This is a genomic window from Acinetobacter sp. X9, assembly GCF_054889255.1.
This window is the reverse complement of record NZ_CM142679.1, coordinates 1,238,992-1,265,646: the sequence shown is the minus strand read 5'-3', so window position 1 is coordinate 1,265,646 and position 26,655 is coordinate 1,238,992. Positions and strand designations below refer to the sequence as shown.

Here is a 26,655-nt window from a genome sequence, read left to right as displayed (position 1 = left end):
AAATAAAAGGGCGATTCGCCCTTTTGTTTTATCTGGCTATGTTTAGCCAACCTATTCTATGGTAACGTTGCCTTTCATTATTCAGTTGCGTTTTTTGTTATGTGGATCGCCATTTCAGCCCTTAATCTTGCTTTTGCAGTCATATTGGGTGCTTTTGGAGCACATGGTCTTAAAGCTCACGCGAGTCCTGAGCAACTTGCTTGGTGGCAGACTGCTACCGACTACTTTTTTTATCATGCGCTTGGCTTATTAGCTCTTGGTATTTTAAGTAAGGTTATTCCTCATTTCCCAATCAAGTTATCTTTCTTGCTTATCCAGATTGGTATTCTATTTTTTTGTGGTTCGCTTTATATCATGGCGCTAGGTTTACCACGAATATTAGGCGCAATTACTCCAATCGGTGGAGCTTTGATGATTGCGGGATGGCTGGTTTTGGCTTGGAATGCTTTCAAATACGCAAAATAATCGGAATGTGATCATGCAAATTTATTTAAATGGCGAATTAACGGACACGCCTAGCCAAAACCTGTTGCAACTCATTCAGGAGCTGGCACTTGAAGGAAAACGCTTTGCTGTGGAGCACAATCAGCAAATCGTTTCTAAAAGCAAATTAGAGCAAATTACGATTGCTCAACATGACCGTATCGAAATTATTCACGCTGTTGGCGGCGGCTAAGTCGGAGTTATCCATGCAAGACACCCCTCTCATTATTGGTTCACGTTCTTTTCAATCTCGTTTATTGGTCGGAACTGGAAAATATAAAGACTTAAATGAAACGGATTTAGCTATTCAAGCCAGTGGTGCAGAAATCGTAACCGTCGCAATCCGCCGTGTGAATATTGGACAAAATCCAGATCAACCGAATTTACTTTCGGTCATTCCACCAGAAAAATATACAATTTTGCCAAATACCGCAGGTTGTTTTGATGCTGACAGCGCAGTACGCACGTGTATGCTAGCGCGCGAGTTACTGGATGGTCATAACCTAGTAAAACTTGAAGTTCTAGGTGATGAAAAAACCTTATATCCAAATGTAACCGAGACCCTAAAAGCGGCTCGTACTTTGATTGATGATGGTTTTGAGATTATGGTCTATACCTCTGATGATCCAATCATTGCGCAAGAACTTGAAAGTATGGGCTGTGTTGCGATTATGCCTTTAGGTAGCCTCATTGGTTCAGGTTTAGGTATTTTAAACCCACACACCATTTCAATTATTAAAGAAAATGCGAAAGTACCAGTTTTAGTTGACGCAGGTGTTGGCACAGCAAGTGATGCTGCTATTGCAATGGAACTCGGTTGTGATGGTGTATTGATGAATACAGCAATTGCAGCTGCGCAAAATCCTATTTTGATGGCTTCAGCGATGAAAAAAGCTGTTGAAGCTGGTCGTGAAGCATTTTTAGCTGGACGTATGCCACGCAAACGTATGGCAAATGCAAGCTCGCCAGAAACAGGTTATTTCTTTAAGTAATCATTAATTTTGACTAAATTTTAAAGCACGATAGCTTTTGTTATCGTGCCAAATGGCATGGATGCCACTGTTGAACAGGGGCCACATGGATGTGCCCTCTGTTCAACAAAGGTTTTTGTTACTTTTGACCTTCCAAAAGTAAGGCATAGCCAATATAGAGTTTAATAAATTAAACATGAGACCAAAGGCTGCATGGCATGTGAAATTATTAATTTAATTAAGCCACTTGCTCATCGCGCTTAAATACCAACTCTTTTGCCGATGAGTTATCAGCATCAAAGTAGTAACCCTCAGTATTAAACGCTTTGATGTCTTCAGCTTTATTTAATTGGTTTTCAATCATAAAACGAGCCATTAAACCGCGTGCTTTTTTCGCATAGAAACTAATGACTTTATATTTGCCATTTTTCTGGTCAAGGAAAACAGGCTTTACAATTTCAGCCTTAATTTTCTTTTCATTGACAGACTTGTAATATTCATCTGAAGCTAGATTTACCAGCAATTCAGATTTAATTGTTGCCAAGTCTTCATTAATTTGGTTAGTGATGATATCACCCCAGAATTCATACAAATTCTGACCGCGAGTATTTTTTAATTTAGTACCCATCTCTAAACGATAAGGCATCATTAAATCTAAAGGACGCAATAAACCATATAGACCAGAGAGCATACGCAAATGCTGCTGTGCAAAATCAATATCTTTGTCTTTTAAATGATAAGCATCTAAACCGGTGTAAACATCCCCTTTAAATGCATAGATTGCTTGGCGAGCATTTGAGAAATTAAATTCGGGATTCCAATCTCTAAATCGATCTGCATTTAATGTGGCAATTTTTTCACTCACACTCATTAAACTCGCAATTTCCGAAGCAGAAAGTTTGCGACAAACATCAATTAATTGTGCTGAGTTTTCTAACAAGCGAGGCTGAGTAAACTCATCTGTAGGTAACGCTGATTCATAATCTAAAGTTTTTGCAGGAGAAATTAAAGCAAGCATAGACAACCTGAAAAAATTATTCTTAATACCAACTATAACAGTAGATATTTTTTAATGCTAACTCGTGTTTTCAATGACGACTATCGGTAAAATAGCATCACGTATTGTTATTTAGCGGTTCTTATATGTCTGAGCAAACTTTCATCCAGGGTCCAGTAGGTAAAATTGAACTTTTCGTTGACCGTCCTGAAGGTGAAATCAAAGGCTTTGCGGTTGTTTGTCATCCGCACCCATTGCAAGGTGGAACCCCTCAACATAAAGTCCCTGCCCTTTTAACCCAAATCTTTAATGAATATGGTTGTATTGTTTATCGTCCTAGTTTCCGTGGTTTAGGGGGCAGTGAAGGCATTCATGATGAAGGCCATGGTGAAACTGAAGATATCTTAGCTGTCATTGAACATGTTCGTAAGCTTCATGAAGGCCTACCATTTTATGCAGGCGGTTTTAGCTTTGGCTCACATGTTTTAGCAAAATGCTTTGCCCAGCTTAATCCTGAATTACGACCTATACAGTTAATTTTATGCGGTTTACCAACGGCTACTGTAGTAGGTTTACGTCACTATAAAACTCCTGAAATTCAAGGTGACATTCTACTCATTCATGGTGAGCAAGATGACATTACATTACTTTCAGATGCAATTGCATGGGCAAAACCGCAGAAGCACCCAATTACGATTTTACCGGGCGCTAATCACTTCTTTACAGGCTATTTAAAACAGCTTCGCCAAATCATTACACGTTTTATTATTATGAAATAAACGGTAATTTGATGGGCATAACTTGAGAGTATGCCCATCATTTTATAAGCCGTGTCATTATTGAAAATTATTCCAGCTTAACCCAAAACGTGCCAAATATTTTTTCACTCGGTCACTATCGTTCGTTGTATTACGCTGTTGACGAGATACTGAAAAGAGTTGTCTTCCCGCCTCTGCCATGGATTTTGAATTTTCGCAGATTTTGAGCACACCTCGTAATTGAATCTGATCAAATTCATCTATTTGTTCTAGCTGCTCAGGACTTAAATAGTTCAATAAAATATCTGTATTTTTATCATTGTAAGATTCATCCTGAATAAGCCAAAGCTGCTTTAGACGTTGAATTTCTTTTTCTACAGCTTCACGGCGAATTAACTCACCTTGCGATAAAGTTGCCAAACGAGTTACGCTCGCTGCTAAATCTCTAAAATTTCCTTGCCATGATGCATCTACTGATTTAGCAAATTTCAAATACATTTCTAAAGCATCGCGTTGAAAACGCAATTGTCTTTGATGAATTGCAGCAAAACGCTGTAGCTCAAAATCAATATTGGGTGCAATATCTTCTACACGGTCTTTTAAATTGGGTAAAAAGAACGTCCACGTATTCAAACGAGCCCATAAATCTTCACGAAAACGGCCAGCTTGAACTTCATTACGTAAATCACGGTTAGTACCCGCTATTAGCTGAAAATCAGCCTGAATTTCTTTATCACTCCCAACAGGAAAAAAGCTTTTATCTTCTAGTGCTTTTAGCAGCATTGCTTGTTCATCAAGCCCTAACTCACCAATTTCATCTAAAAATAAAATGCCTTGGTCAGCACTTTTTAATAAACCAGCGCGAGATGCAGCTGCTCCTGTAAATGCACCTTTTATGTGACCGAATAAGGTCGACATAGCACTATCACCACGTAAGGTTGCACAGTTAACATCAATAAAACGACCATTTAATTGAAATTTATCTTTCTTTAATTGAAAAATCTGTTTTGCCAAATGAGACTTACCAACACCTGTTGCACCCATAATCAAAATAGGCGCACTAGAGCGAGTTGCAACTAATTCAACTTCCTCAATAAGTTGATTAAACGCTTTATTATGAGTAGAAATATTGGCTTTAAGTTGTTGCCAATTTTGCTTTTGCTCATCATCGAAGCGCTGTTTTAAAACATCGTATCGAGACAAGTCTAAATCAATAATTCTATATTCACCTTCTGAGGTCTTTTGCTGATTAGGTGAACTTTGGATAAGTTGAGCTGGTAAATAATGCGCATCTATCAATAAATACCAACAAATTTGAGCAACATGCGTTCCCGTTGTGATATGCAATAAATAGTTATTTTTTTCGACATCAAACGGATAGGTTTTTACAAAGTCATAGAGTGCACCATAAACTTCAGCAAAATCCCAAGGATCTTTAATACTTACCTTATGTCCAGAAACCTCAGTTTGTGGAGAGATCTCTTTAGCATCTGCTGCTATAGATTTAACTAAATTATGATGTTGTCGATCATGTAACAGCACCAATTCATCTACAAGCAAATCTTCATGCATTAATAGGCTAATCGTAGGACGCCAACGTTGCCATCGATCTGGCTTTCTCCCCTGATCAAGTGTAGAACCGACAAAGCCAATAACGACTGTTTTCTTTGCATCCTTCATAATTTCTATAAAATTTTATAAGTGTCTATAATATACAATACGCATTTGACCAAACAATTCCAAGAATATGCTTCATTTTACTTTTTTAGGCACGTCTTCAGGTGTACCAACCCTAACACGTAATGTTTCAGGATTAGCAGTTCGTAACAGCAAAAATAAGGACTGGATTTTAATTGATGCTGGCGAAGGGACACAGCACCGCATTCAACAAGCCAAACTTTCACTACAAAACCTAGTTGCCATTTGTATTACACATGTTCACGGCGACCATTGTTATGGTCTAGTTGGTTTATTGGCAAGTGCAGGCATGAATGCCCGTAGCAAACCCTTAATCGTGATTGCACCGAAAGAAATTCAGCAATGGTTTGAAATCACTGCCCAGCTTACAGGTTTATATTTGCCCTATTCCCTTCAATTTATTGATGTAAATGAAGCAACGCAGCCACAACAAATCACTGATGCATTCATTGTTCAAGCACACCCTCTAAGCCATCGTGTTCCAAGTTTTGCTTTTAGCATTTATATCAAATCTATTCAGAAGAAGTTAGATACCCAAGCTCTAACTCAGTTAGGCGTACCTCAAGGCGATATGTGGGGTCATTTAAAACGAGGCTACGATGTTGACTTTGAGGGACAAACTTTAAAAGCCCAAGACTTTATCAAAGTTCAAAATCAACAAGTTCATGCAATTATAGGTGGCGATAATGACCAACCTGAACTATTAGCAAACGCTTGCAAAGATGCCCAACTCCTTATTCATGAGTCCACATACTTGCAAACGGTTTTAGATAAAGTCGGCAAAGGTCCAATGCATAGCTCAGCAAAAATGGTGGCTGAATTTGCAGAACAGCAATCTTTATGTAATTTAATTCTGACGCACTTTAGCCCCCGACATCAAGATAGAGCTGGGCAGCAAGCTATTACCGAAGAAGTTCGCCAGTTTTATAAAGGTCATTTTTATTTAGCAAATGATTTTGATGAATTTACTTTAAATGAAGCTGGACAGCTTTTAAAAGTCGATAAAAACGGGAAGCCCAATTAAACACATATATCCAAAAAGATATTTAAATATATTTTTAGATATCTTTTAAATATTAAAATTTCCAACAGAAATTAGTTACACAGAAAGAATAATTATTTTTATTTATTATTTTTAATAACTTACTATCTACTTCAAGTATTCTCCTCAAAAGTTGGCACACTCAGTGCAATAGTACAAAGCACACAACATCATTGGGATATTGTGAATAACACCTGCCTGCAAACGCTTGGCAGGCAGGCTTTGAAAGGAAAAGAAAATGTCTGTTATTGAAGAAATTAACCAACAAGCTCAGTTTGAACAAAAGCAGCAACAACGTTCTTATGAAGTTCTGCAAAATGAAAAAAGTATGCCAGTCAAAATGTGGACTAAAGGCGTGCTTGTTGATGACAACTCAAAACAACAATTATTACAAACAGCTCAAATGCCTTTTATTTATAAATGGATGGCTGTTATGCCAGATGTACACTTCGGTTTAGGAGCAACTATTGGTAGCGTAATTCCAACTAAAGGGGCAATTATTCCTGCTGCTGTGGGTGTAGATATTGGTTGTGGAATGATGGCAACCCGTACAAGCTTAACTGCTTCAGATTTACCAGATAACTTACATGCTCTACGTAGTGAACTTGAACGATTAATTCCCCATGGAATGACTAAGCGCGGACGTGATCGTGGTTCATGGGAAACTCCACCAGAAATGGTAGATCAAGCTTGGGCTGATCTGGTTGCAGATTTTGAATATATTTGCGCAAAACACCCACGTTTAAAAAACACCAACAACCGCAAACATTTGGGAACTTTAGGTACTGGAAACCACTTTGTAGAAATCTGTTTAGATGAGCATGATCATGTCTGGATTATGTTGCACTCAGGTTCTCGTGGTGTAGGAAATGCTATCGGTAATCATTTTATTGAACTTGCACGTAAAGACATGCAGAAACATTTCATTAATTTGCCAAATAAAGATTTAGCATACCTAGTGGAAGGAACTGAACATTTTGATGATTACTGGTTTGCGGTAGGTTGGGCTCAACGCTTTGCGATGAAGAACCGAGAAATCATGATGCAATCTGCAATTAAAGCCTTGGCTACGATTGTACCAAAGCCTTTTCAAGCACATTTGGAAGCAGTGAACTGTCACCATAACTATGTGGAAAAGGAAGAACACTACGGTGAAGAAGTGATGGTCACCCGTAAAGGTGCGGTCCGTGCGCGCTTAGGTGAATATGGAATTATTCCAGGTTCAATGGGAGCGAAGTCGTTTATTGTCCGTGGACTTGGAAATCAGGAGGCTTTTTGTTCATGTTCGCATGGTGCAGGCCGTGTTATGAGCCGTACTGAAGCAAAACGACGCTTTACTGTTGAAGATCAAATTGCCCAAACTGAAGGTGTGGAATGCCGTAAAGATGCAGCAGTTATTGATGAAATTCCATCGGCATATAAACCGATTGAAGATGTAATGAAAGCACAAAGCGACTTGGTTGAAGTGGTTTATACATTAAGACAAGTGGTGTGTGTTAAGGGTTAGATAATTTACCATACCCAGAAGGTGAGCATATGTTTGTCCAATTAGATCATTTGAAGACCAAAGAGTTACAATCTGATCTTGATGCCATACAAGCCGTATTTGAATATTTTTGTTTATTGTTGTACATAAGACAGAATCTTCGAATACGCTAGCTATTCATCAACAGATGTTATTGAATTGTGAAAGTTTAGCAATAGAAAAAACGTTAGACTTAAATACTTTAACCACTAAAAAATTAGATCGCAGCCTTGTAAGTTTTGATCGTTTGGACAAACCTAATTTATTTTCTAGACATAATTGGTTTTGGGGTTTGTTAGAGGCAATCATTGATCCACCATATGGCACAACCCTTACCCATTCTAATCAGGTAGCATTCTTTCAAGCTTTCTTGCGGCTATGCCTTTTCACGGAGAAAGACTGTGAAATATATGATTGGGTTGGCTATCCAGATAGTGGTCGGGAAGAAAGTTCTGAATGGAATGATTATTTTGAAACGGGCCGAGAATGGTGGGGTAATTGGTGCTTAACCATCTATTCACCAGAGCAAAATAAAGGCTGCTTACTACTTGCCAGCTCAACAGATTAAAGAATAAATTTTTAGGAAAATAAAATATGAAACTCGCAGAAGCACTTTTACTTCGAAGCGATCAACAAAAAAAGCTCGCTTCGTTAAAACAACGAATCAATGCGAATGTATTGGTACAAGACGGTGATGAACCTAGTGAAGATCCAAATGAACTCATCAAACAAGTATTTGCTTTAACTCAGGAAAGCAATCAATTGATTTATCGTATCCATTTGACCAATGCACAAGCAAAACTGGAAGATGGCAAAGTATTATTGTCTCTATTAAGCTTGCGCGATAGTTATGCTGAACAGCATAAGATTTTAATCGATGCGATTGCCAATACGCATCGAGAACCTGATCGTTATAGCTCACGTGAAATTAAGTGGAAGAAAGTCATTCCTGTTTCTAACTTACAAAAGCAGGCGGATGATATCAGTGCGAAACTAAGAGACTTAAACGTAAAAATTCAGGCTGCTAATTGGCAAATTGATCTTATCGATTAAACAATAAATTTTGTGAAATCATTTTCACAATCAAAGTTTGGACATACTGGGCGAGTACAAGATCCTGCATTACTCCGATCTGAGGGATTGAAAATAATTCAGGCGGCTATGGCAGCATGTGAGCCGTGCATCGATATTCACTTATCAGGCTCAGCACTATGCACCTAGCAAACCTTTGTCAAAAGCAAAGTCACGCGTTACTTCGCATTACCATGTACTGACAGTATGTTCATTAAATTAGAAAATAAGGAAAATAGAAGTGAATACAGTTTTGGCAAATATGCCAAAAGCCATTCAAATTGATGGTTCACAAGGTGAAGGTGGTGGACAGATTTTAAGAACTGCCCTTGCGCTTTCAATGATTACAAGCCAACCGTTTGAATTAATTAATATACGTGCAGGACGTAAAAAACCAGGGCTAATGCGTCAACATTTAGTTTGTGTACAGGCATCTCAACAAATTAGCCAAGCTTATGTGGAAGGCGCTGAATTACATAGCCAGCGTTTATATTTCGCACCTCAGCATGTTCAAAGTGGTAAATATCAATTTCAAATCGGTTCTGCGGGTAGTACAACCCTAGTTTTACAAACGCTTCTACCTGTTTTGTTATTACAAAATGAAGCTACCGAACTCACCATTTCAGGCGGTACACATAATCCACTTGCACCAACAGCAGATTTTATTGAACACTGCTTTTTACCTGCTCTAGCGAAGATTGGAATTAACGTCGATTTTAGATTAAATAAAGCAGGCTTCTTTCCGATAGGTGCAGGTGAAATTCAGGTTACCGTTCAGCCATGGCAACACCGAAACAAGCTAGATTTACTAGAACGTGGTGCTTTACAAAGTAATGAAGCTTTTGCAGCAGTATTAAATCTTTCAGAAGAAGCACAGATAGCACAACGTGAACTAACTACATTAAGTAAAAAGCTAAACTTAAGCTCTCAACAGCAATTTCATTTAATTGGAATTAGCCAAGGCAATACAGTGTATGTGAAAGTTGCTCATCAATATCACACTCAACTGTTTACAGCTTTAGGTGAAATGCGCAAAAGTGCGGAGCAAATAGCTGATCACTTAGCAAAAGATGTAAAGCTATATTTATCTTCGCAGGCTGTTGCAGATGAGTATTTGGCAGATCAATTGCTTCTACCTTTAGCTTTAGGTCAAGGTGGTGAATTCACCGCACAATGTATTAGCGAACACACTCGTACTCAAGCAGCCATGATTGAAAAATTTATTGATTGTGAAATCGAGTTTGTCGAGTTAAATCCAAATCATTTTCATGTAAAGGTTAAAGTTTAAGAAGCTCACAATGAGCTTCTTATTTGTAAAAACTACTCTACAGATGCCAAAGCCGTTACCAATAGCTTCCAGCATTTCTCTACAGTATCAACTTTGACTCGTTCACCCGGTGCATGCGCACCTTGAATATCCGGTCCAAACGATACCATCTGTAAATCTGGATAATGCTCGGCAATAATCCCACACTCCAAGCCTGCATGAATCACTTTAAGATTTGGCTCAATGTTAAATGCCTTTTGATAGGCCTGCTGTAAGCACTTTAAAGCAGCGGAATCAGGATTTGGTGTCCAACCCGAAACTAAGGGTGTGAGTGCTGAGGTTATATTAAATTGACTAAAATGTGCCTGAATTTTTTCTGCAAAATCTTGAGCTTCTTGGTTCACCATTGAGCGAACCATTAAAACAGCTTTTCCACCATCTCGATTTAGTTTTACCACTCCAATGTTATTTGAAGTTTCAACTACATCTGGTAAAGCTTGACTCATACTTGCAACGCCATAAGGACTTGTTGCCAAAGCTTGTAACCACTCGTTTTGCTGCTGTTGAGCAATCACTCCCGCCACTTCAGAGCTATTGGGCTGAATAGTTAATTGTAAGTTGTCATCAATACCCTGTAGCTGTTTTTTCCATGCTGTTTGATATTCGGCGAGTAATTGTTCCAATTCAAGTAATTGGTTAGATGAAATTGCAATGGTTGCCACTGCTTCCCGCGGTAGTGCATTACGAGCCGTACCACCTGTAAATTCAACAAGGTGTCCACCAAGCTTTGCTAAATGCTGATTTAAAAAGCGGGCCAGAATAACGTTGGCATTACCACGTCCTAAATGAATATCTACACCAGAGTGACCACCTTTAAGGCCAGCCACCTGAATATTTACAATATTCAGATTTTCAGGAATTGGTTCATAAGTAAGTGGTTGCTCAACTTCAACATCAATACTGCCAGCACAGCCGAGATATAACTCGCCCCACTCTTCTGTATCAATATTAAATAACCATTTTCCTTTTAGCACACCTGCCTGTAAAAGCCGTGCACCACTCATACCTGCTTCTTCATCAACAGTTAAAAGAACTTCAATTGGTCCATGAGCAATATCATTTGAGTCTAAAACTGCCAAAGCTAGGGCTACCCCGATGCCATTGTCTGCACCTAAGGTAGTGTCTTTAGCAATCAACCAACCACCCTCAAGAACTGGGCGAATCGGGTCTTTAAAGAAGTCGTGTACTGTGCCAGTGTTGGCTTGTGTGACCATATCTAAATGGCCTTGCAGAATGACTCCAGACAGATGTTCTTTACCCGCAGTCGCATTCTTACGGATAATTAAATTACCGACTTCATCTATGTATGTTTCTAAATTTCGACTTTCAGCCCAGTTTTGTAAAAACTCACGAAGCTGCTGTTCATGCTTTGAAGGACGAGGAATAGTGCAAAGTGTTTGAAAATGCTGCCAAACGACTTGAGGAGATAACGCTGCAATATTGACTTGTGTCATGAAAACCATACTCTAATTATGTAAATATCGTAATAATTTCAATATACACAATGCATTAAAGATAGGTAGGAATTTCGGGAAAGATTTTGTATTTTTATCTTTAATCTAAAAAGATTGTACGACTTTTCTAAAAAAAGTCGTACTTCATGAATAAGTCTTAACAGTCGTGTGCTTAGTTTTTCCACTCAAATGCTGAAAAGCTATGATCAGCTTTCAAACTATTTTCAACTGCCTGTGCAAGCTGACGAATAATGCTTTGTGTTTCGATTTTCTCAAACCAGTCTTGTTCTTCATCAGGATTGGCAGAGATTTCACACATCAAATGCCCTTCATGGTCTGTTTTCTGACAAGTAATCGACAAAGGTAAAAGATGATTATCTATACTGACTTCTACCTTTTCATGCTCATGCACAATGTGCTGTGCATCAAAGCCATAATGCCCCAATTGTTTAAACAGTAAAGCCGCTACATATTCTTGAGTGATATGGCATTCATTTGGTGGATGATCAAGCACCCCATGTTGTGGGCAACTGGCAATAAATTGTAATTTTTTCATCCTTTGTCCTAACACTTTTATCATTATCTGCGCTTAGCATAAGCAATAAACAAACAGCAGCCAAGCCTTTAGCCCGCTGCTGCCGTTGCTATTGTGTTAGCAATTATAAAATGTGTTAGGTCAAAAGTTATTGGCTAACTTCGATTGTTAAGCCTGCACGATTCGCCAACTCAGTGAAAGTTGGGAAGCTTGTCGCCACAGTTTCAGTACCCTGAATGGTAATCGGACCAGAATTACGAAGACCTGCCATACTAAAACTCATAGCAATACGGTGGTCATGATGTGATTCGATTTCACCACCAGCAAAGATTGGTGACCAATCGCCAGATTTGCCTTTTCCTTCGATAATGATGCCATCATCAGTTGGCGTACAGTCAATACCCATGATTTTTAAGCCATCAGCCATGACCTGAATGCGGTCAGACTCTTTCACACGAAGTTCTGCCGCACCAGTTAATACTGTTTGCCCTTCGGCACAAGCTGCTGCAATAAATAAAGCGGGGAATTCATCAATTGCTAAAGGTACTTGGTCTTCAGGCATATGAATACCTTTAAGAGTACGTGAACCTTTAATATGAATATCAGCAATAGGCTCGCCACCGGCAATACGTTCATTTTCAACAGTCAGGTCAGCACCCATCTGTTTTAAAATTTCAATTACGCCAGTACGTGTTGGGTTAATACCTACAGCTTCCAGAATAACATCAGAACCCTCAGTAATTGCGGCACCCACCATAAAGAAAGCAGCTGATGAAATATCTGATGGTACTTGAATGTCAGTACCCACTAATTTTCCACCACCAACAAGAGAAATTTTGTTGCCTTCGGTTTTAACATCATAGCCAAATGCACGAAGCATGCGCTCTGTATGGTCACGAGTTGGTTCTGGCTCAGTTACCGAAGTTTCACCTTCAGCCCATAGGCCCGCAAGTAAAATACCCGACTTCACCTGAGCAGATGCCATAGGTAAATCGTATTGAATGCCTTTTAATTGCTGGCTACCCGTAATGCTTACAGGTGGTGTGCCTTTCTCACCTGTTGTCTGGATTTGCGCACCCATTAAACGCAATGGTTTAGCAATACGCTCCATTGGACGTTTAGAAAGTGATGCATCACCTGTCATCACTGAATCAAATTTTTGTGCTGATAACATGCCTGAAAGCAAACGCATGCTGGTTCCAGAGTTACCCATATACAAGGCACTCGCTGGTGCTTTTAAACCATGCATACCCACGCCATGAATGGTCACTTCCCCATTCTTAGGGCCTTCAATGCTTACACCCATATCACGGAAAGCTTGTAAAGTTGCCAAAGCATCTTCACCTTCAAGGAAGCCAGTGACATGAGTCGTGCCTTCTGCAATAGCACCAAACATAATGGAGCGATGTGACACAGATTTGTCACCCGGTACGGTAAATTTACCTTTAAAAGCCTTATTTCCCGGTAAGATACTGAATTGCTGTGTCACCTTATTTTTCTCCATTAAAGGTTTTTTGGCTAACATATGATTGAAATGCTGACGTGCTGCCTGAGCATGGCCGAGTAAACCCATTAATGCATGAGAATCTTCGTTTTCAATCAATTTTCTAAGTACGGTAAGTTGCTTTTCGAAGCCATCTACAGCATTTAATATGGCTGTTTTATTGGCAAAGAAAATGTCATGCCACATTTGGGGATCACTAGCCGCAATCCGTGAAAAGTCACGAAAGCCACCTGCTGCATAGCGGAAAATATCAAGATTATCTTCACGATTCGCAAGTTGCTCAACCAAATTAAATGCCATCAAGTGCGGTAAATGACTTGTATGTGCTAAAACTTCATCATGCTTGGCAACGTCCATACAAATGACTTCAGCTTTAGCAGCAGACCAAAGTTGAATCAGTTTCTCAACTGCCCATTCTGCACTTGTGGGTAACGGCGTTAAAATAACTTTGTGATTTGCAAATAAATCGACCTTACCTGCATGAACGCCCGTATGCTCACTACCAGCAATAGGATGTCCCGGCACAAAACCTGCTGGTAAATCTTCACCAAATACAGCTTTTGCTGCATCGACGACATTACCTTTTGTACTTCCTACATCAGTTACAATCGTAGTTTCTGTCAAATAAGGTTTAATTAGTTCAAGCACTTTTTGTGTCGCACGTACTGGCAAGGCTAAAACAACTAAATCTGCCCCTTTCACAGCCTCTACAGGATCAGAAAATCCTTCTTGTATTAAGCCAAGTGATTTTGCATCTTCTAAAGTTTTCTGTGAGCGTGTAGAAGCCACAATAGTTGTCGCCAACTTTTCAGCAACAATAACCCGTGCCAAACTCGACCCGATGAGTCCTAAACCAATAAATGCAACTTTTTTAAATAGGGGTTGTGACATAACTTCAACTTTGCTTTTGCTCAAAGTGATTTAAACCTTTGAGCAATTTGTTTTTAAGCATAATGACATGACCATCTTGATGCATGTCATTATTCCAACATGAGTGATTAAAGAACGGCAGCAGGATAAGAACCTAAAATACGAAGCTCTTTTACCATTGGGCGAATATCATTGATTGCCGCAGCAACATTCTCTTGATCGATATGACCTTCTAAATCGATAAAGAATACATATGCCCATTTTTCAGGTAATGCTGGACGGGTCTCAATACTTGTTAAGCTAATATTATGTTTTGCAAACGGCGCTAAAATTTCTAATAAAGCACCAGCACGGTCATGTGCTGAAATTAATAATGAAGTTTTGTCATTGCCACTTTGTGGAATTTTTTCACGGCCAATGACTAAGAAACGAGTGGTATTTTCCGGATTATCTTCAATATTGCTATGCAAGATTTCAAGGTTATACATACCTGCTGCAATATCTGATGCAATCGCAGCTGAGTGCCATTCGTTGCGAATACGACGTGCAGCTTCAGCATTTGAGTTTAAGGCAACACGTTCAACACCCGGATAATGCGCATCTAACCACTGACGACATTGAGCCAAAGTCTGTTGATGTGCATAAATCTGTTTAATACTGTCTTTACGTGTATTTTCAGAGACTAGGAATTGATGATGAATACGCAATTCAACTTCACCAATCACATTTAAATTCGATGTTTTAAAGCAGTCTAAAGTATGGTTCACAATACCTTCAGATGAGTTTTCAACCGGAACTACACCATAATGTGCACTACCCGCTTCCACTTCACGGAACACTTCATCAATTGTTGGTAGTGGACGAACAACTGCATCTTTACCAAAATGCTTAAGCACGGCAGATTGAGTAAAAGTACCTTCCGGTCCTAAAAATGCAATACTTTGCGGAGCTTCCAAAGCAAGGCAAGCAGACATAATTTCACGGAACAAACGCGCCATGGTGACATCAGACAAAGGGCCTTGGTTGCGCTCCATGACTTTGCGTAAAACTTGTGCTTCACGTTCAGGACGATAAAACAAAGGATTCTCTTCGGAAGCAAATTTAGCTTTAGCAACAGCTTCAGCAAGGCTTGCGCGGCGATTTAATAATTCTTGAATCTGTTGATCTACACTATCAATATCTTCACGAATTTGTTCTAAACTAAGAGAAGTCGTTTTGTTTTGATCATCGTTGATCATTAGAATGCAGCCTCAGTAAAATCATCTTTTAAACGAGAGTATAACAATAGTCTGCTTTGATTTGTTAGGCAATATAGCTGTAAGAGCTTTTTTCATTAACCTTTTTGCTTCCATTTCTTGATTACTTTATTTGATAATGATTTTCATTTATCATTTGTATAATAAATTTTATTATCGCCCATTATGCAAAGATCATTTTTCCTTTTATCTACTAGTTTTTTATTGAGTACTTTAATAAGCTGTTCTACCTTCGCCCAAACGCCTATACAAAATCAACCAAAAATCGTTTTTCAAAATAATCAGGCACAATTTCAAATTAAATCTAAAAATACAGGCCATGATTATCTTATTCAAATTTATAAACCACCTGTCGCTCCGCCCCAACATGGCTATCCAGTACTTTATATATTAGATGGAAATGCTACATTTCCAAGTGCTGCCAATATTGCTCAGTCGATTGGCGCTGGTTCTACCAAATTAGGACTAGATCCACTCATGATCGTAGCGGTTGGCTACCCTCAGCAAAAAACCTTTGATGTGCAAAAGCGTGCTTATGATTACACTCCAAAACCTTCTGCTGAATTTCAAGCACAAGGTAAATATAAATATGGGGGTGCTGATCAGTTTATTGCTTTTTTAAATAGCGAACTCAAGCCTATAATTGCAAAACAATTTCCGATTAATAGTCAACAACAGAGTCTATATGGGCATTCTTTTGGTGGCTTATTGGTTCTTTATCATTTTTTTCAAAAGCCAGATGCATTTCAGCGTTACTTTGCTGCAAGCCCTTCTCTCTGGTTTGACCAAGGCATGTTATTTCAGCAGTTAAATGATTGGCAAAGTCAGAAACCAAATCATTCCCCTTTACTCATGACCACAGTCGGTACACATGAGCAAGGTGGTCCTCGTACTCAACTTAACAATAAATTTAATGAAGCAGATTTCTTTAAAGCCTTAGAAAATAAACGTTCAACCCAATTTAATTATTGGCATTTTTATAACCCTGCTGAACAACACATTACAAATTTATATGCGAGCTTGCCTAAAGCACTTATGTTTGCTTCGTGTCAAAATTTAGAAAGCTGTAAATCATTATTCGATGAACCAACGCAGAAAATGGCTAAATAATAAAAAAGCCTACCCAAAGGTAGGCTTTTTTTTAAAGATATTATTAAGCTTTACCGATTAATCCACGTGCTACGATTTCTTTCATAATTTCATTTGTACCGCCGTAAATACGTTGAATACGAGCATCTACAAAGAAACGTGAAATTGGATATTCAGTCATATAGCCATACCCACCAAAGAGTTGCAGCAAGTTATCTGCGACTTTCATTTGCATGTCAGTGCTGAAGCTTTTAAGCGCTGCAGCAGTTTCCACATCAAGTTTACCTTCTTGATATAGAGCAACGTTTCTCTCGTAAAAAGCAGCTGTAGCAAGCTCATCAATTTTTGCTTGTGCTAAAACAAAACGAGTATTTTGGAACTGTGAAATAGGTTGACCAAATGCATGACGTTCTTTTACATAAGCAGTTGCCAAATCAATTGCACCACGAATAGCGCCAATTGCGGTAGATGCAATAGCTGTACGTTCTCGCGGTAACTCTTGCATTAAATAAGCAAAACCTTGTCCAGCTTGACCGAGTAACTGGTTTTTAGGAACCTTAACATTGTCAAAAAATAGCTCAGATGTGTCTTGGGAATGCAGACCGATTTTGTCTAAATTTGTGCCTTTTTTAAAACCTTCTAGATGAGTATCTGCCAATAATAACGACACCCCTTTCGCACGCGCTTGAGGATCAGTTTTTACTGCAAGCACCACAAGATCAGCATGTTGTCCATTTGAAATAAATGTTTTAGAACCATTTAGCAAATAATGGTCATCTTGCAAAATGGCACTGGTACGCATTGATTGTAAATCCGAACCAGCTCCAGGTTCAGTCATACCAATTGCACCAACCACTTCACCTGTTACCATTTTCGGCAACCAATATTGTTTTTGCTCTTCTGTCCCGATGTGCAAAATATACGGTGCAGCAATTTCAGAGTGGCAAGAAATCGCTGTTGATAATGCACAGAATCCAGCACGTGCAGATTCTTCAACCAACATTAGTGAATAATAGGTTGGCACGCCATAACCACCGTATTCTTCTGGAACATCCACACATAAAAAGCCATTTTCGCCTAGTTGATTCCAGACAGAGCGAGGCATAATTCCTTCGCGTTCCCATTGATCATATTGCGGTGCAATATGATCATTCATAAAACGTTTAAAATTATCACGGAATAATTCTAAATCTGCATCGTATGCCAACATAATATTTTCCTTCGGCTTTATTGTTTTATCTAATCTGATTGTTGTGCATGCTAATCATTTTTTAAGCTACTGTCATGACATAGCTGCTCATTAAAACTGTACTTTTCAGTCAGCTAATAAAAAAGGAAGCCAAAGCTTCCTCTTTTATATAGATTTATTTGAATTAATCTAAACCTTCAGCGACTTGAGGAGTTTTTTGCTCCATCATTTTTCTGTCGACTTCATCTGGATTGTTTAAAGCATCATTTAGCTTATCTTTATCTAAAGCACCGACCCATTTTGCAACAACAATCGTTGCTAATGAGTTACCAACAAGGTTAGTTAATGCACGGGCTTCTGACATGAAACGGTCAATACCTAAAATCAATGCCAGACCTGCCACTGGAATATGTCCTACAGCAGATAAAGTTGCAGCCATAACAATAAAGCCAGAGCCTGTTACACCCGCAGCACCCTTAGATGAAATTAAGAGTACCAACAACAAAGTAATCTGATGTTGAATATCAAGCTGTGTATTTGTTGCCTGAGCAATAAAGATTGCGGCCATAGTCAAATAAATTGACGTACCATCAAGGTTAAATGAATAACCTGTTGGAATAACCAAACCAACTACAGATTTTTCACAACCTGCAATTTCAAGTTTACGTAACATGCGAGGCAAAACAGATTCAGAAGAAGATGTACCAAGTACAATTAATAACTCTTCACGAATCAGGCGAATCATCTTAAGGATACTGAATCCGCTAATACGGCTGATTGTACCCAAAATTAAGAAGATAAAGAGTAAGCACGTAATATAGAAGCAGATAATGAGCTGCCCTAATTGTACGAGTGAACCAACACCATATTTACCGATAGTGAATGCCATTGCACCGAATGCACCAATCGGAGCCAATTTCATGACCATATTCACAATGTTAAAGAACACATGTGCAACTTGATCAATAAATTTTAAAACTGGACGTCCCGCATCACCTAACTTATGTAAAGCAAAACCAAAGAGAATTGCAAAAAGAAGGACTTGTAAGATTTCACCATTTGCAAATGCACCAACCACCGTATCAGGGATGATGTGCATTAAGAAATCAATGGTAGATTGTGACTCACCAGAACTGACGTATTTTTGAATGCCCGAAGTATCGAGAGTGGTAGGGTCAACATTCATCCCTACACCCGGTTTAGCAATGTTAATTACAACAAGGCCAATTAGAAGTGCAATTGTTGAAACGATTTCAAAGTATAACAACGCAACGCCGCCAGTTTTTCCGACTGACTTCATGCTTTCCATGCCAGCAATACCGCTTACCACGGTACAGAAAATAACTGGAGCAATGATCATCTTGATCAAACGAATAAAGGCATCACCTAATGGCTTGAGTTTTTCACCTAACCCCGGAATATGCTGTTCGACACCATTGACAATTTGCGTTGAGCTTGGGGAAAAATGTCCTACCAAGATACCCGCAATAATCGCAATAATCACCTGAAAATAAAGTGATTTATAAATCGGTTTTTTAGCCATAACTTTACTTCAATCTATATTTCCAAGTCCGTTGGAAATACCAAAATGAAACGTCTATTCTTTACGAATACACAGCCCTAACCTTTCACATTAACACCGCAAAAGGGAAATGGTTTTTTGTGAACAAAAAACCTTCCTACTACCTCAATGAAAACAAAATCAATGTTTTCTAAAACAGGAGAATACCTGAAGTTTCTAACCACTTTGAGTAGCTCGAAATAACCTCTTACTTTTTCAATAAAAAGCTGAAGATATAGGAGAATCACATAAAATTATGATATGAGTGCTCAAAAAAGCACGGGAAAGTGTACTCGAATTAAATAACGATTCGATTAATTTTTTAGCTAATACGCATAAAAAACACTCAGGTAGCCTTAAGACTTTAGTATAAGAAACACTTTTGATATTTTTTCAGCAGCTTTTTATGTCATATTGATTAAATACTTGTGGACATTTCATTTTGAGCTGCCTACATCCCATCATTTTTATTGTTTTGAACTACGATGAATACTAAACGTAATATCTATAAAGATGCTGAACATCCCTTTGCTCAATATGTCCGTATTTTAGGTAAGGGGAAAACCGGTTCTCGCTCTTTAAGCTATGAAGAAGCTTATCAAGCATTTACCATGATTTTAAAAGGTGAAGTGTTAGATGTACAGCTAGGCGCATTTTTAATGCTGCTTCGGGTTAAAGAAGAATCTATTGAAGAACTCGCGGGTTTCGTTCAAGCAACCAAAGACCAGCTTCATTTTGAGCCTTTAGATGTTGATTTAGATTGGTCATCTTATGCAGGTAAGCGAAAACACTATCCATGGTTTTTATTAGCCGCTCTTACGCTTGCCCAGCATGGCCATAAAATTGTTATGCATGGTGCGTCAGGTCACACGCTTAACCGTGTTTATACAGAGCAAGTCTTAGAATATCTGGGTTATCAAATTTGTCATTCTGAACAAGAAGTTCGTACACAATTAGCAGAGCAAAATTTTGCTTACTTACCACTAGACGTGATTTCACCAGTTTTAAGCGATTTGATATCTCTAAGAAATGTCATGGGATTGCGTTCACCTATTCATACTTTGGCCCGTTTAATCAATCCTTTTAACGCTAAGGCTACCTTACAAGCAATATTCCACCCTGCTTACAGAACTTCTCACCAACATAGCGCATTACGCTTAGGCTATCAAAATAGTGCCGTTATTAAAGGCGAAGGTGGTGAATTTGAACGAAACCCAGATGCTAAAACACTCATTTGCGGTATTAAAAATGGTGAGCTCTATGAACATGAGTTGCCAAAGCTCACACCTGAACGAAGCCCAATTGAAGAAGAATTAGATTTAGCAACTTTTAAAGCAGTATGGCTTGGTCAACAGCACCATGAATATGGAGAAATAGCCGTAACAGAAACCATCGGAATCGCGCTATATACGATGGGCGTTGTTGCTAGTTTTGAAGAAGCGATGCAAAAAGCAAAAGTGTTATGGAATACACGAAATTTAAGCAATCTTAATTCGTAGTTAACAAATGCTATCGTGAAGGTCGACATGGATGTCGACCGTATCACTGGGATACAGGAAGTATCGTCAGTGATACAAAGGATTTTTGGTTACTTTTGATCCTTCAAAAGTAATAAAAGCCTATATGCTATAACTTATGAAAAACATGCTATATAAGGCTGTATGGAATAACCAAAAATAATTTTCTGTCTTATTAAGTTTTAAACAAAACGAATAGGTTTAAACTCTGGCTCATGCTTGTGATGATCATCATCACACTCTTCGCCTTCTTCTTTTGTACCACGGTCAATATAACCGCTACGCTGATCTTCTGGTAAGTTCTTTAACTCCCAAGCGATTACAGCCTGCATACAAGTCTCACGCTGCTCTTTAGTTAAAACAACGCCATTTGGCCATTTACCAATTTCTACTGCTGTTTTTAAACGCTCTACAATTTCAGGGTTTAAAACAGATAGCATTTGTTCAATATTCATGATTCATCTCTTTGAAAAGATTCAAAATCTTGGTTCCAACCAAGTTTGGTACGGCAGGCCATATAGAAATCATAACCTGGTGGATGCAATAAACTTAGTTTAAATGGGTGTTTACGGATGTGTAAACTGTCTCCAACATTGAGCGAGACACTATGTTGCCCATCTGCACTCACCATTGGTAATACCCGATTTTCGCGAATAACGATTTTAATTTCGCTTTGACCACCGACTACGATGGGACGTGATGACAATGTATGGGGATGCATTGGAACTAATGCAATAGCATCCATACTTGGATGTAAAATTGGGCCACCACCTGACAATGCATAAGCCGTTGATCCGGTTGGCGTCGAAACAATTAAACCATCACTATGTTGGCGGTAAACATATTGACCATCAATATTAAGTTCGAAGTCAATCATGTGTACCGATTTACCCGAATGCAAAACCACATCATTTAAAGCAATCGCGTCATAAATGACTTCACCATTTGTTCGTACTTCCATTTCAAGTAAGAAACGACGGTCGAGCTGGAAATGCCCTTGAAGTACTTGGTCAAGTTTGAAAATGGCTTCTGAAGGTTTGATATCAGTTAAAAAACCCAACCGCCCACGGTTGATACCAATAACAGGCGTATTGTAGCGAACTAAAGCTCTAGCAGCGTGGAGTAAAGAACCGTCACCTCCAACAACTATGACTAAATCAGCAACTTCACCCAATAAATGACGACTTACAATTTGTGCATGATCATAAGGCACTAATTCAGCAGTTTCCTGATCAAAAATGGGGTTTAAGCCTAGGTTCAACAAATGATCATGAATTAAACATAGTGTTTCTACTACTGATGATTTATCTGGTCGACCGATTAACCCGACGTTTCTGAAGGACTTATGTGAAATTTGCACGAATGAGTAAGCTCCGCTGCGATACTTGGCTATAATAACATTAACCTGATTAATTTAAAAAAACATAACAACAAGATGCTGTAAAATTCAATCTAAGTTTTCCAATTATTCACAGTTTTATCATTGCAAATTGATGACAAGCTATCGCATCATTACAGGCATTGTTAGGGTTTTATCTCATTTTTATGAAGTTTGAACGTGGTATCGGTTTCTTTGCACTAATCTTTTCCATTTTGGTCATTGGTGCTTTTATTGCTCTTAGTATCTATCTGATTCGTTTAGATAATATTATCCGTGAAAAATTTGAAGGACAACGGTGGGATATTCCCGCCAAAGTGTTTGCACGTCCTTTGGAAATTTATAATAACGCACCTATTACCCAAGCAAATTTCACTCAAGAATTAAAACTCTTGGGTTACAAAACTTCAAGTAATTATGACAAGTCTGGAACCTATGTTGCTCAGGGTAGCAATATGTATATCCACACGCGTGGTTTTGATTACGGCGACAGTGTTGAACCCGAACAAGTCCTAGAGTTAAGTTTTGCAAATGACCAAGTTGCTGAAGTTAGAAGTACAAAACCTTCTTCAACGGGTGTTGCGCGACTAGAGCCACTTCTGATTGGAGGGATCTACCCTCAACATAATGAAGACCGTGTTCTCATTAAACTGAATAATGTCCCTAAACCACTTATTGAAGCTTTAATTTCAACAGAAGACCGTAATTTCTATCATCATCACGGTATTTCAATTCGTGGTACTGCTCGTGCATTGGTGAGTAATATTACAGGCGGAAAGCGTCAAGGTGGTTCAACCCTAACTCAACAATTAGTTAAAAACTTCTACCTTACACCTGAACGCACCTTAAAACGTAAAGTTAATGAAGCATTAATGGCTTTACTCATTGAGCTGCATTACAGCAAAGATGAAATTTTAGAAGCTTATTTAAATGAAGTGAATCTAGGCCAAAATGGTAGCTACTCAATTAATGGCTATGGTTTGGCTTCTCAATTTTATTTTGGTTTACCGTTACGTGAACTTAGCGTTGCACAGCAAGCTTATTTAGTTGGTTTAGTGCAAGGCCCTTCTTTATATAATCCTTGGAAAAATCCTGAAGGTGCAAAAAAACGCCGCGATACCGTGTTAAATAACATGCGTGTAATGGGTTATTTAACTCAAGCAGAATATGAAGATGAAATTGCACGTCCTTTAAATGTGTTAAGTAAGCCAAGTTTAGGCCCTGCAAAATTCCCTGACTTTTTAGATATCGTGCGTCGTCAATTACGCACAGAATATCAAGAAAGTGATTTAACTAATCAGGGCTTACGTATTTTTACGACTTTAGACCCAATTACTCAAACTCAAGTTCAAAATGCGTTTAAAGCCTCAGTAGACCGCTTAGCAAACAGCAACCCATCACGTTTGAAAAATTTACAGGGTGCTGTACTGATTGCACATCCAGAAAACGGCGAGCTTGTTGCTGCTGTTGGTTCTACACAAGACTTTACTGGTTTTAACCGTGCTGTAGATGCAAAACGTCAAGTCGGTTCTTTATTAAAACCTGTGATTTATTTAAGTGCTATTGAATCTGGGCGTTACAACTGGGCAACCCAAATTGAAGATGCGCCGATTAGTGTCCCTGTAGATGGTGGCAAAAGTTGGACACCTAAAAACTACAGTGGTGGCGGACATGGTGTAGTCAGCCTGAGTGAAGCTTTGGCAAATTCATATAACCTATCTGCTGTGCGCTTGGGTCAAGAATTTGGTCTATCGACATTTACCAATAATCTAAGAAAGTTTGGTGTTGAGTCGACCATTCCTGCCTACCCTTCTATTTTCCTTGGGGCAGTCAATATGTCACCAATGGAGGTTCTGGGAATTTATGAGAACTTTGCTACAGGTGGCTTTAAATATCCGACTCGTGCAATTCGATCTGTCGTAGATGCGAATGGTCGCCTGCTTGACCGTTATGGCCTGAATGTTCAACAAACCATTGATCCATCTGTTGGTTATATCATGAATTATGGTCTACAACAGGTCATGTCTTCGGGTACTGGTCGCGCAGCTTATAACAGCTTGTCTCCAGCTTTAAAATTGGCGGGTAAATCAGGTACGACTAACGATACACGTGACTCATGGTTTGCGGGTTACTCAGGTAACCACGTTGCTGTAGTGTGGTTAGGTTTAGATGACAACAAAGTGACTGGATTAACAGGTTCATCTGGTGCATTACCAGTATGGATTAATGTGATGAAACAATTACGTCAAACGCCTGTAAATCTACGTCAACCAGACACAGTACAGTGGCAGTGGATTGACCGTGCAACGGGTGATTTATCTGCTCAAGCTTGTGATGGTGCTATGTATATTCCGATGCTAACGCATACGGTTCCGCACCGTGCTACGCCATGTGGAGCACCTTATTATCAAGTTGATCCAACATATACGCCACAAAGTGATAACACAATTCCTGACTCTCAGGATGATAATACCGACAGTTATATTCGTGAAAGTGAAAACCAGATGGAACAAGATCTGTCAAACAACTCACGAGTAATTTCAAGTGGTAGTTATAACAACTAAGCGTTAACAGGAAATTAGGATATGTTGAAGAAAGGTGTTTTTTATATTGGTGCTGTTCTTATGGTCGGCTGTACAACTCTGCCCGATCATTCTGACTCCAAAGAGAAAACACCTACTCCTCCAGTCAAAAAGACGGAAACTCCATCAGGTGTAAAAATTACGCCTTATGATCACCCAGAAATTCAACGTAAAAATTTACAGGTGATTGTTCCTCAACAGAAAAAGCCTCAACATTTTACGGATGATGGCAGCCAGTTACCTGCATTTAAAGTTTTAATGCAAAAAACACAGCAGGCTTATAAAAACCAGCAATGGTCAGAGGCAGAGCGCTACGCACTTCAAGCACAGCGTTTAGCACCACAAGCGGCTGAGACTTATTTATTTCTTGCGCTTACGGCAAATCATAAACAGCAATATTCTAATGCTGAGTCTTTAGCAAGACGTGGTTTGAGTTTTGCCCAAAGTCAGCCAATGAAAAAGCAGCTATGGTTAGTCATCTTAAAAGCTGGGCAACAACGCAATAATCAAAAAACTGTTCAAGAAGCACAACAAGCATTAAAAGCCCTCTAGCTTTTAATGCTTTTTTATTTTCTTATTAGAAATTACGAATACCTGCTAAGCCATATGCACCATGCTGCTGTGCAGTGGCTAAATCATCAGGATGTACGCCTCCTAATGCAAAAACTGGAATCTGGCTATTTTGAGCGAGATCACTAAAACGTTCCCAACCTAATACAACAGCATCTGGATGAGTCTTTGTTGGTTTTACAGGACTAATAAAAACAGCATCGCAACCAATCTGCTGAGCTTGCTTTAAAGAAACGGCATCATGACAAGCAGCAATATAACGTACGCCCACTGTTAAATCGCCTTTATGCAAATTCATGAGTTGAGATTGTTTTAAATGAACGGTTTTAATCTGTTTTTGTAAATCAGGGCTTAATTGCTGCCAAATATCTACATTTACAATTAAATTTGATCGTTGCCCTTCATCTAAAGCAGTTAATCGCTCTATATACTGCGGCTCAAATTCTTCGATACGCCAATACAATAAAGCATCATTACTTTCTACCGTTGAAAGCGTATTGCTAATTTTGATGAGATGAGGCCAATAGAGTCGTTTTATGATGTTTTTATTGGCTTTAGGGAAGTTTAAATGAAGTAGCTGATCACGTGTGTACCATGCCCATGGCTGGTGAATAAGATTTAATAACTCATCAGGTACATAACTATGGAACAAATGAAGGTTGACGATAATGTCATCATATTCATGGTGAATATAATCAAACTGATACCAATCTTTTAAACCAATACCCACCTCTTCATAAATCTCACGGCGGCAGGCTTCTTCTGGTGTTTCACCTTGTTCAACCTTTCCACCAGGGAACTCATGCTTTCCACCTTGATGTTGCTGCTCTTCGCGCCATCCAACTAATATTTTTCCACGATGGATCAAGATTGCTATAGCGACATCGACTATTGGTTTGGGCATCTTTTTACTCTCTAAAACTTTTCTCAAGTGTAAGCAAATTTTATCATTTTATAAAATCTTAAAAATCTCATTGACAGATCTATTCGATAATGATTATCATTTAAATCGTTCAAGAACATACCACGGAGCACAACAAATGAACGCACCTTTTAGCTTATTTACCCGTAACAATGACACAGCTCACGCCTTACCAATGTTACATTCTAATAACCTCTTTGCATTAGGCCGTGAAATTCGCATTATGCATGCTGGCGAGGAATATCGTTTACGCCTCACTCGCAACAATCGCCTAATTTTAACTAAATAAAAAACATACTCGCGTTTCAATAATATTCGTGGGAAAACAAAAAATGGATAGCATGGGTAACCATGCT

At 38.8% G+C, this 26,655-nt stretch carries 24 protein-coding genes and 1 pseudogene; 14 read left to right on the top strand and 11 right to left on the bottom strand.

Translation table 11 applies throughout. The features are described from left to right. Positions 1–99 precede the first annotated feature (99 nt). From ACYU0V_RS05990 to ACYU0V_RS05980, 3 genes are read left to right on the top strand one after another with little or no spacing between them, the layout of a single operon-like run. Complete coding sequence (locus ACYU0V_RS05990) at positions 100–465, top strand: DUF423 domain-containing protein (RefSeq protein WP_461849396.1); 366 nt, start codon at positions 100–102, stop codon at positions 463–465. Between the two features lie 13 nt (positions 466–478). Continuing rightward, positions 479–676 carry a sulfur carrier protein ThiS gene (gene thiS / locus ACYU0V_RS05985; protein WP_004700562.1) on the top strand — a complete coding sequence of 66 codons (198 nt, stop codon included), beginning with the start codon at positions 479–481 and terminating at the stop codon, positions 674–676. Positions 677–689: 13 nt separating this feature from the next. After that, positions 690–1,475, top strand: coding sequence for a thiazole synthase (locus tag ACYU0V_RS05980; protein ID WP_001154366.1), 786 nt, complete (start codon positions 690–692; stop codon positions 1,473–1,475). 217 nt (positions 1,476–1,692) lie between these two features. Here ACYU0V_RS05980 and yaaA read toward each other — a convergent pair whose 3' ends face one another. Then, a complete protein-coding gene (yaaA, locus tag ACYU0V_RS05975; protein ID WP_461849392.1) occupies positions 1,693–2,472 on the bottom strand; it encodes a peroxide stress protein YaaA in 780 nt (259 codons plus the stop codon). Between the two features lie 125 nt (positions 2,473–2,597). Between yaaA and ACYU0V_RS05970 the strand changes: the two genes are divergently transcribed. Then, positions 2,598–3,230 (top strand): alpha/beta hydrolase, encoded by a 633-nt coding sequence (locus ACYU0V_RS05970; RefSeq protein WP_049837088.1) that lies wholly within the window; start codon positions 2,598–2,600, stop codon positions 3,228–3,230. Between the two features lie 57 nt (positions 3,231–3,287). Here ACYU0V_RS05970 and rtcR read toward each other — a convergent pair whose 3' ends face one another. Then, on the bottom strand, positions 3,288–4,889 hold the full coding sequence (rtcR, locus tag ACYU0V_RS05965) for an RNA repair transcriptional activator RtcR (protein WP_104074919.1): 1,602 nt from the start codon (positions 4,887–4,889) through the stop codon (positions 3,288–3,290). A 67-nt stretch (positions 4,890–4,956) separates the two neighbouring features. Between rtcR and ACYU0V_RS05960 the strand changes: the two genes are divergently transcribed. The 5 genes and pseudogenes from ACYU0V_RS05960 to rtcA all read left to right on the top strand — a co-directional run bounded on the left by ACYU0V_RS05960 (position 4,957) and on the right by rtcA (position 9,833). Continuing rightward, positions 4,957–5,931, top strand: coding sequence for a ribonuclease Z (locus ACYU0V_RS05960; protein ID WP_461849390.1), 975 nt, complete (start codon positions 4,957–4,959; stop codon positions 5,929–5,931). 256 nt (positions 5,932–6,187) lie between these two features. Then, positions 6,188–7,456, top strand: coding sequence for an RtcB family protein (locus ACYU0V_RS05955; RefSeq protein WP_199112950.1), 1,269 nt, complete (start codon positions 6,188–6,190; stop codon positions 7,454–7,456). Positions 7,457–7,485: 29 nt separating this feature from the next. Continuing rightward, positions 7,486–8,042 (top strand): annotated as a pseudogene (locus ACYU0V_RS05950) (hypothetical protein). Between the two features lie 26 nt (positions 8,043–8,068). Then, entirely contained in the window at positions 8,069–8,527 is a 459-nt protein-coding gene (locus ACYU0V_RS05945; protein ID WP_461849389.1) for a DIP1984 family protein, read from the top strand. A 259-nt stretch (positions 8,528–8,786) separates the two neighbouring features. Continuing rightward, positions 8,787–9,833, top strand: a complete 1,047-nt coding sequence (gene rtcA, locus ACYU0V_RS05940; protein ID WP_461849388.1) for an RNA 3'-terminal phosphate cyclase — start codon at positions 8,787–8,789, stop codon at positions 9,831–9,833. Positions 9,834–9,865: 32 nt separating this feature from the next. Here the strand turns inward: rtcA and ACYU0V_RS05935 are convergent, their stop codons facing one another. The 4 genes from ACYU0V_RS05935 to pheA form a co-directional block, all read right to left on the bottom strand. Then, a complete protein-coding gene (locus ACYU0V_RS05935) occupies positions 9,866–11,326 on the bottom strand; it encodes an aminoacyl-histidine dipeptidase (protein WP_461849387.1) in 1,461 nt (486 codons plus the stop codon). Between the two features lie 172 nt (positions 11,327–11,498). Next, positions 11,499–11,882 (bottom strand): hypothetical protein, encoded by a 384-nt coding sequence (locus tag ACYU0V_RS05930; RefSeq protein WP_005068294.1) that lies wholly within the window; start codon positions 11,880–11,882, stop codon positions 11,499–11,501. A gap of 127 nt (positions 11,883–12,009) precedes the next feature. Further along, entirely contained in the window at positions 12,010–14,256 is a 2,247-nt protein-coding gene (locus ACYU0V_RS05925) for a bifunctional prephenate dehydrogenase/3-phosphoshikimate 1-carboxyvinyltransferase (RefSeq protein ID WP_461849386.1), read from the bottom strand. A 107-nt stretch (positions 14,257–14,363) separates the two neighbouring features. Continuing rightward, a complete protein-coding gene (pheA, locus tag ACYU0V_RS05920; protein ID WP_002049199.1) occupies positions 14,364–15,473 on the bottom strand; it encodes a prephenate dehydratase in 1,110 nt (369 codons plus the stop codon). A gap of 183 nt (positions 15,474–15,656) precedes the next feature. Here pheA and ACYU0V_RS05915 point away from each other — a divergent pair, with 183 nt between their 5' ends. Further along, the gene (locus tag ACYU0V_RS05915; protein WP_461849385.1) at positions 15,657–16,601 is read left to right on the top strand and encodes an alpha/beta hydrolase; all 945 of its coding nucleotides are present in this window, start codon (positions 15,657–15,659) and stop codon (positions 16,599–16,601) included. Between the two features lie 43 nt (positions 16,602–16,644). On the opposite strand, the gene ACYU0V_RS05910 is transcribed toward ACYU0V_RS05915, so the two are convergent. Next, positions 16,645–17,790, bottom strand: coding sequence for an acyl-CoA dehydrogenase family protein (locus ACYU0V_RS05910; RefSeq protein WP_057084941.1), 1,146 nt, complete (start codon positions 17,788–17,790; stop codon positions 16,645–16,647). Between the two features lie 163 nt (positions 17,791–17,953). After that, positions 17,954–19,312 (bottom strand): dicarboxylate/amino acid:cation symporter, encoded by a 1,359-nt coding sequence (locus ACYU0V_RS05905; protein WP_002118145.1) that lies wholly within the window; start codon positions 19,310–19,312, stop codon positions 17,954–17,956. A 503-nt stretch (positions 19,313–19,815) separates the two neighbouring features. On the opposite strand from ACYU0V_RS05905, the gene ACYU0V_RS05900 reads away from it, so the two are divergent. After that, complete coding sequence (locus ACYU0V_RS05900; RefSeq protein ID WP_461849384.1) at positions 19,816–20,829, top strand: glycosyl transferase family protein; 1,014 nt, start codon at positions 19,816–19,818, stop codon at positions 20,827–20,829. A 200-nt stretch (positions 20,830–21,029) separates the two neighbouring features. Here the strand turns inward: ACYU0V_RS05900 and ACYU0V_RS05895 are convergent, their stop codons facing one another. Both ACYU0V_RS05895 and ACYU0V_RS05890 read right to left on the bottom strand, forming a co-directional pair. Beyond that, positions 21,030–21,302 (bottom strand): YeaC family protein, encoded by a 273-nt coding sequence (locus tag ACYU0V_RS05895; RefSeq protein WP_002118245.1) that lies wholly within the window; start codon positions 21,300–21,302, stop codon positions 21,030–21,032. Beyond that, entirely contained in the window at positions 21,299–22,207 is a 909-nt protein-coding gene (locus ACYU0V_RS05890; protein ID WP_005073476.1) for an NAD(+) kinase, read from the bottom strand. The genes ACYU0V_RS05895 and ACYU0V_RS05890 overlap by 4 nt, the downstream gene beginning before the upstream one ends. Positions 22,208–22,392: 185 nt before the next feature. Here ACYU0V_RS05890 and mrcB point away from each other — a divergent pair, with 185 nt between their 5' ends. Together mrcB and ACYU0V_RS05880 are read left to right on the top strand one after the other, a co-directional pair. Further along, the gene (mrcB, locus tag ACYU0V_RS05885) at positions 22,393–24,789 is read left to right on the top strand and encodes a penicillin-binding protein 1B (RefSeq protein WP_104074911.1); all 2,397 of its coding nucleotides are present in this window, start codon (positions 22,393–22,395) and stop codon (positions 24,787–24,789) included. 21 nt (positions 24,790–24,810) lie between these two features. After that, positions 24,811–25,359, top strand: coding sequence for a tetratricopeptide repeat protein (locus ACYU0V_RS05880; protein WP_416659081.1), 549 nt, complete (start codon positions 24,811–24,813; stop codon positions 25,357–25,359). A 25-nt stretch (positions 25,360–25,384) separates the two neighbouring features. Here the strand turns inward: ACYU0V_RS05880 and ACYU0V_RS05875 are convergent, their stop codons facing one another. Then, a complete protein-coding gene (locus ACYU0V_RS05875) occupies positions 25,385–26,281 on the bottom strand; it encodes an NUDIX domain-containing protein (RefSeq protein WP_199112969.1) in 897 nt (298 codons plus the stop codon). A 136-nt stretch (positions 26,282–26,417) separates the two neighbouring features. Between ACYU0V_RS05875 and hemP the strand changes: the two genes are divergently transcribed. Beyond that, entirely contained in the window at positions 26,418–26,588 is a 171-nt protein-coding gene (gene hemP, locus ACYU0V_RS05870; protein ID WP_002118129.1) for a hemin uptake protein HemP, read from the top strand. The last annotated feature ends 67 nt before the right edge of the window (positions 26,589–26,655 follow it).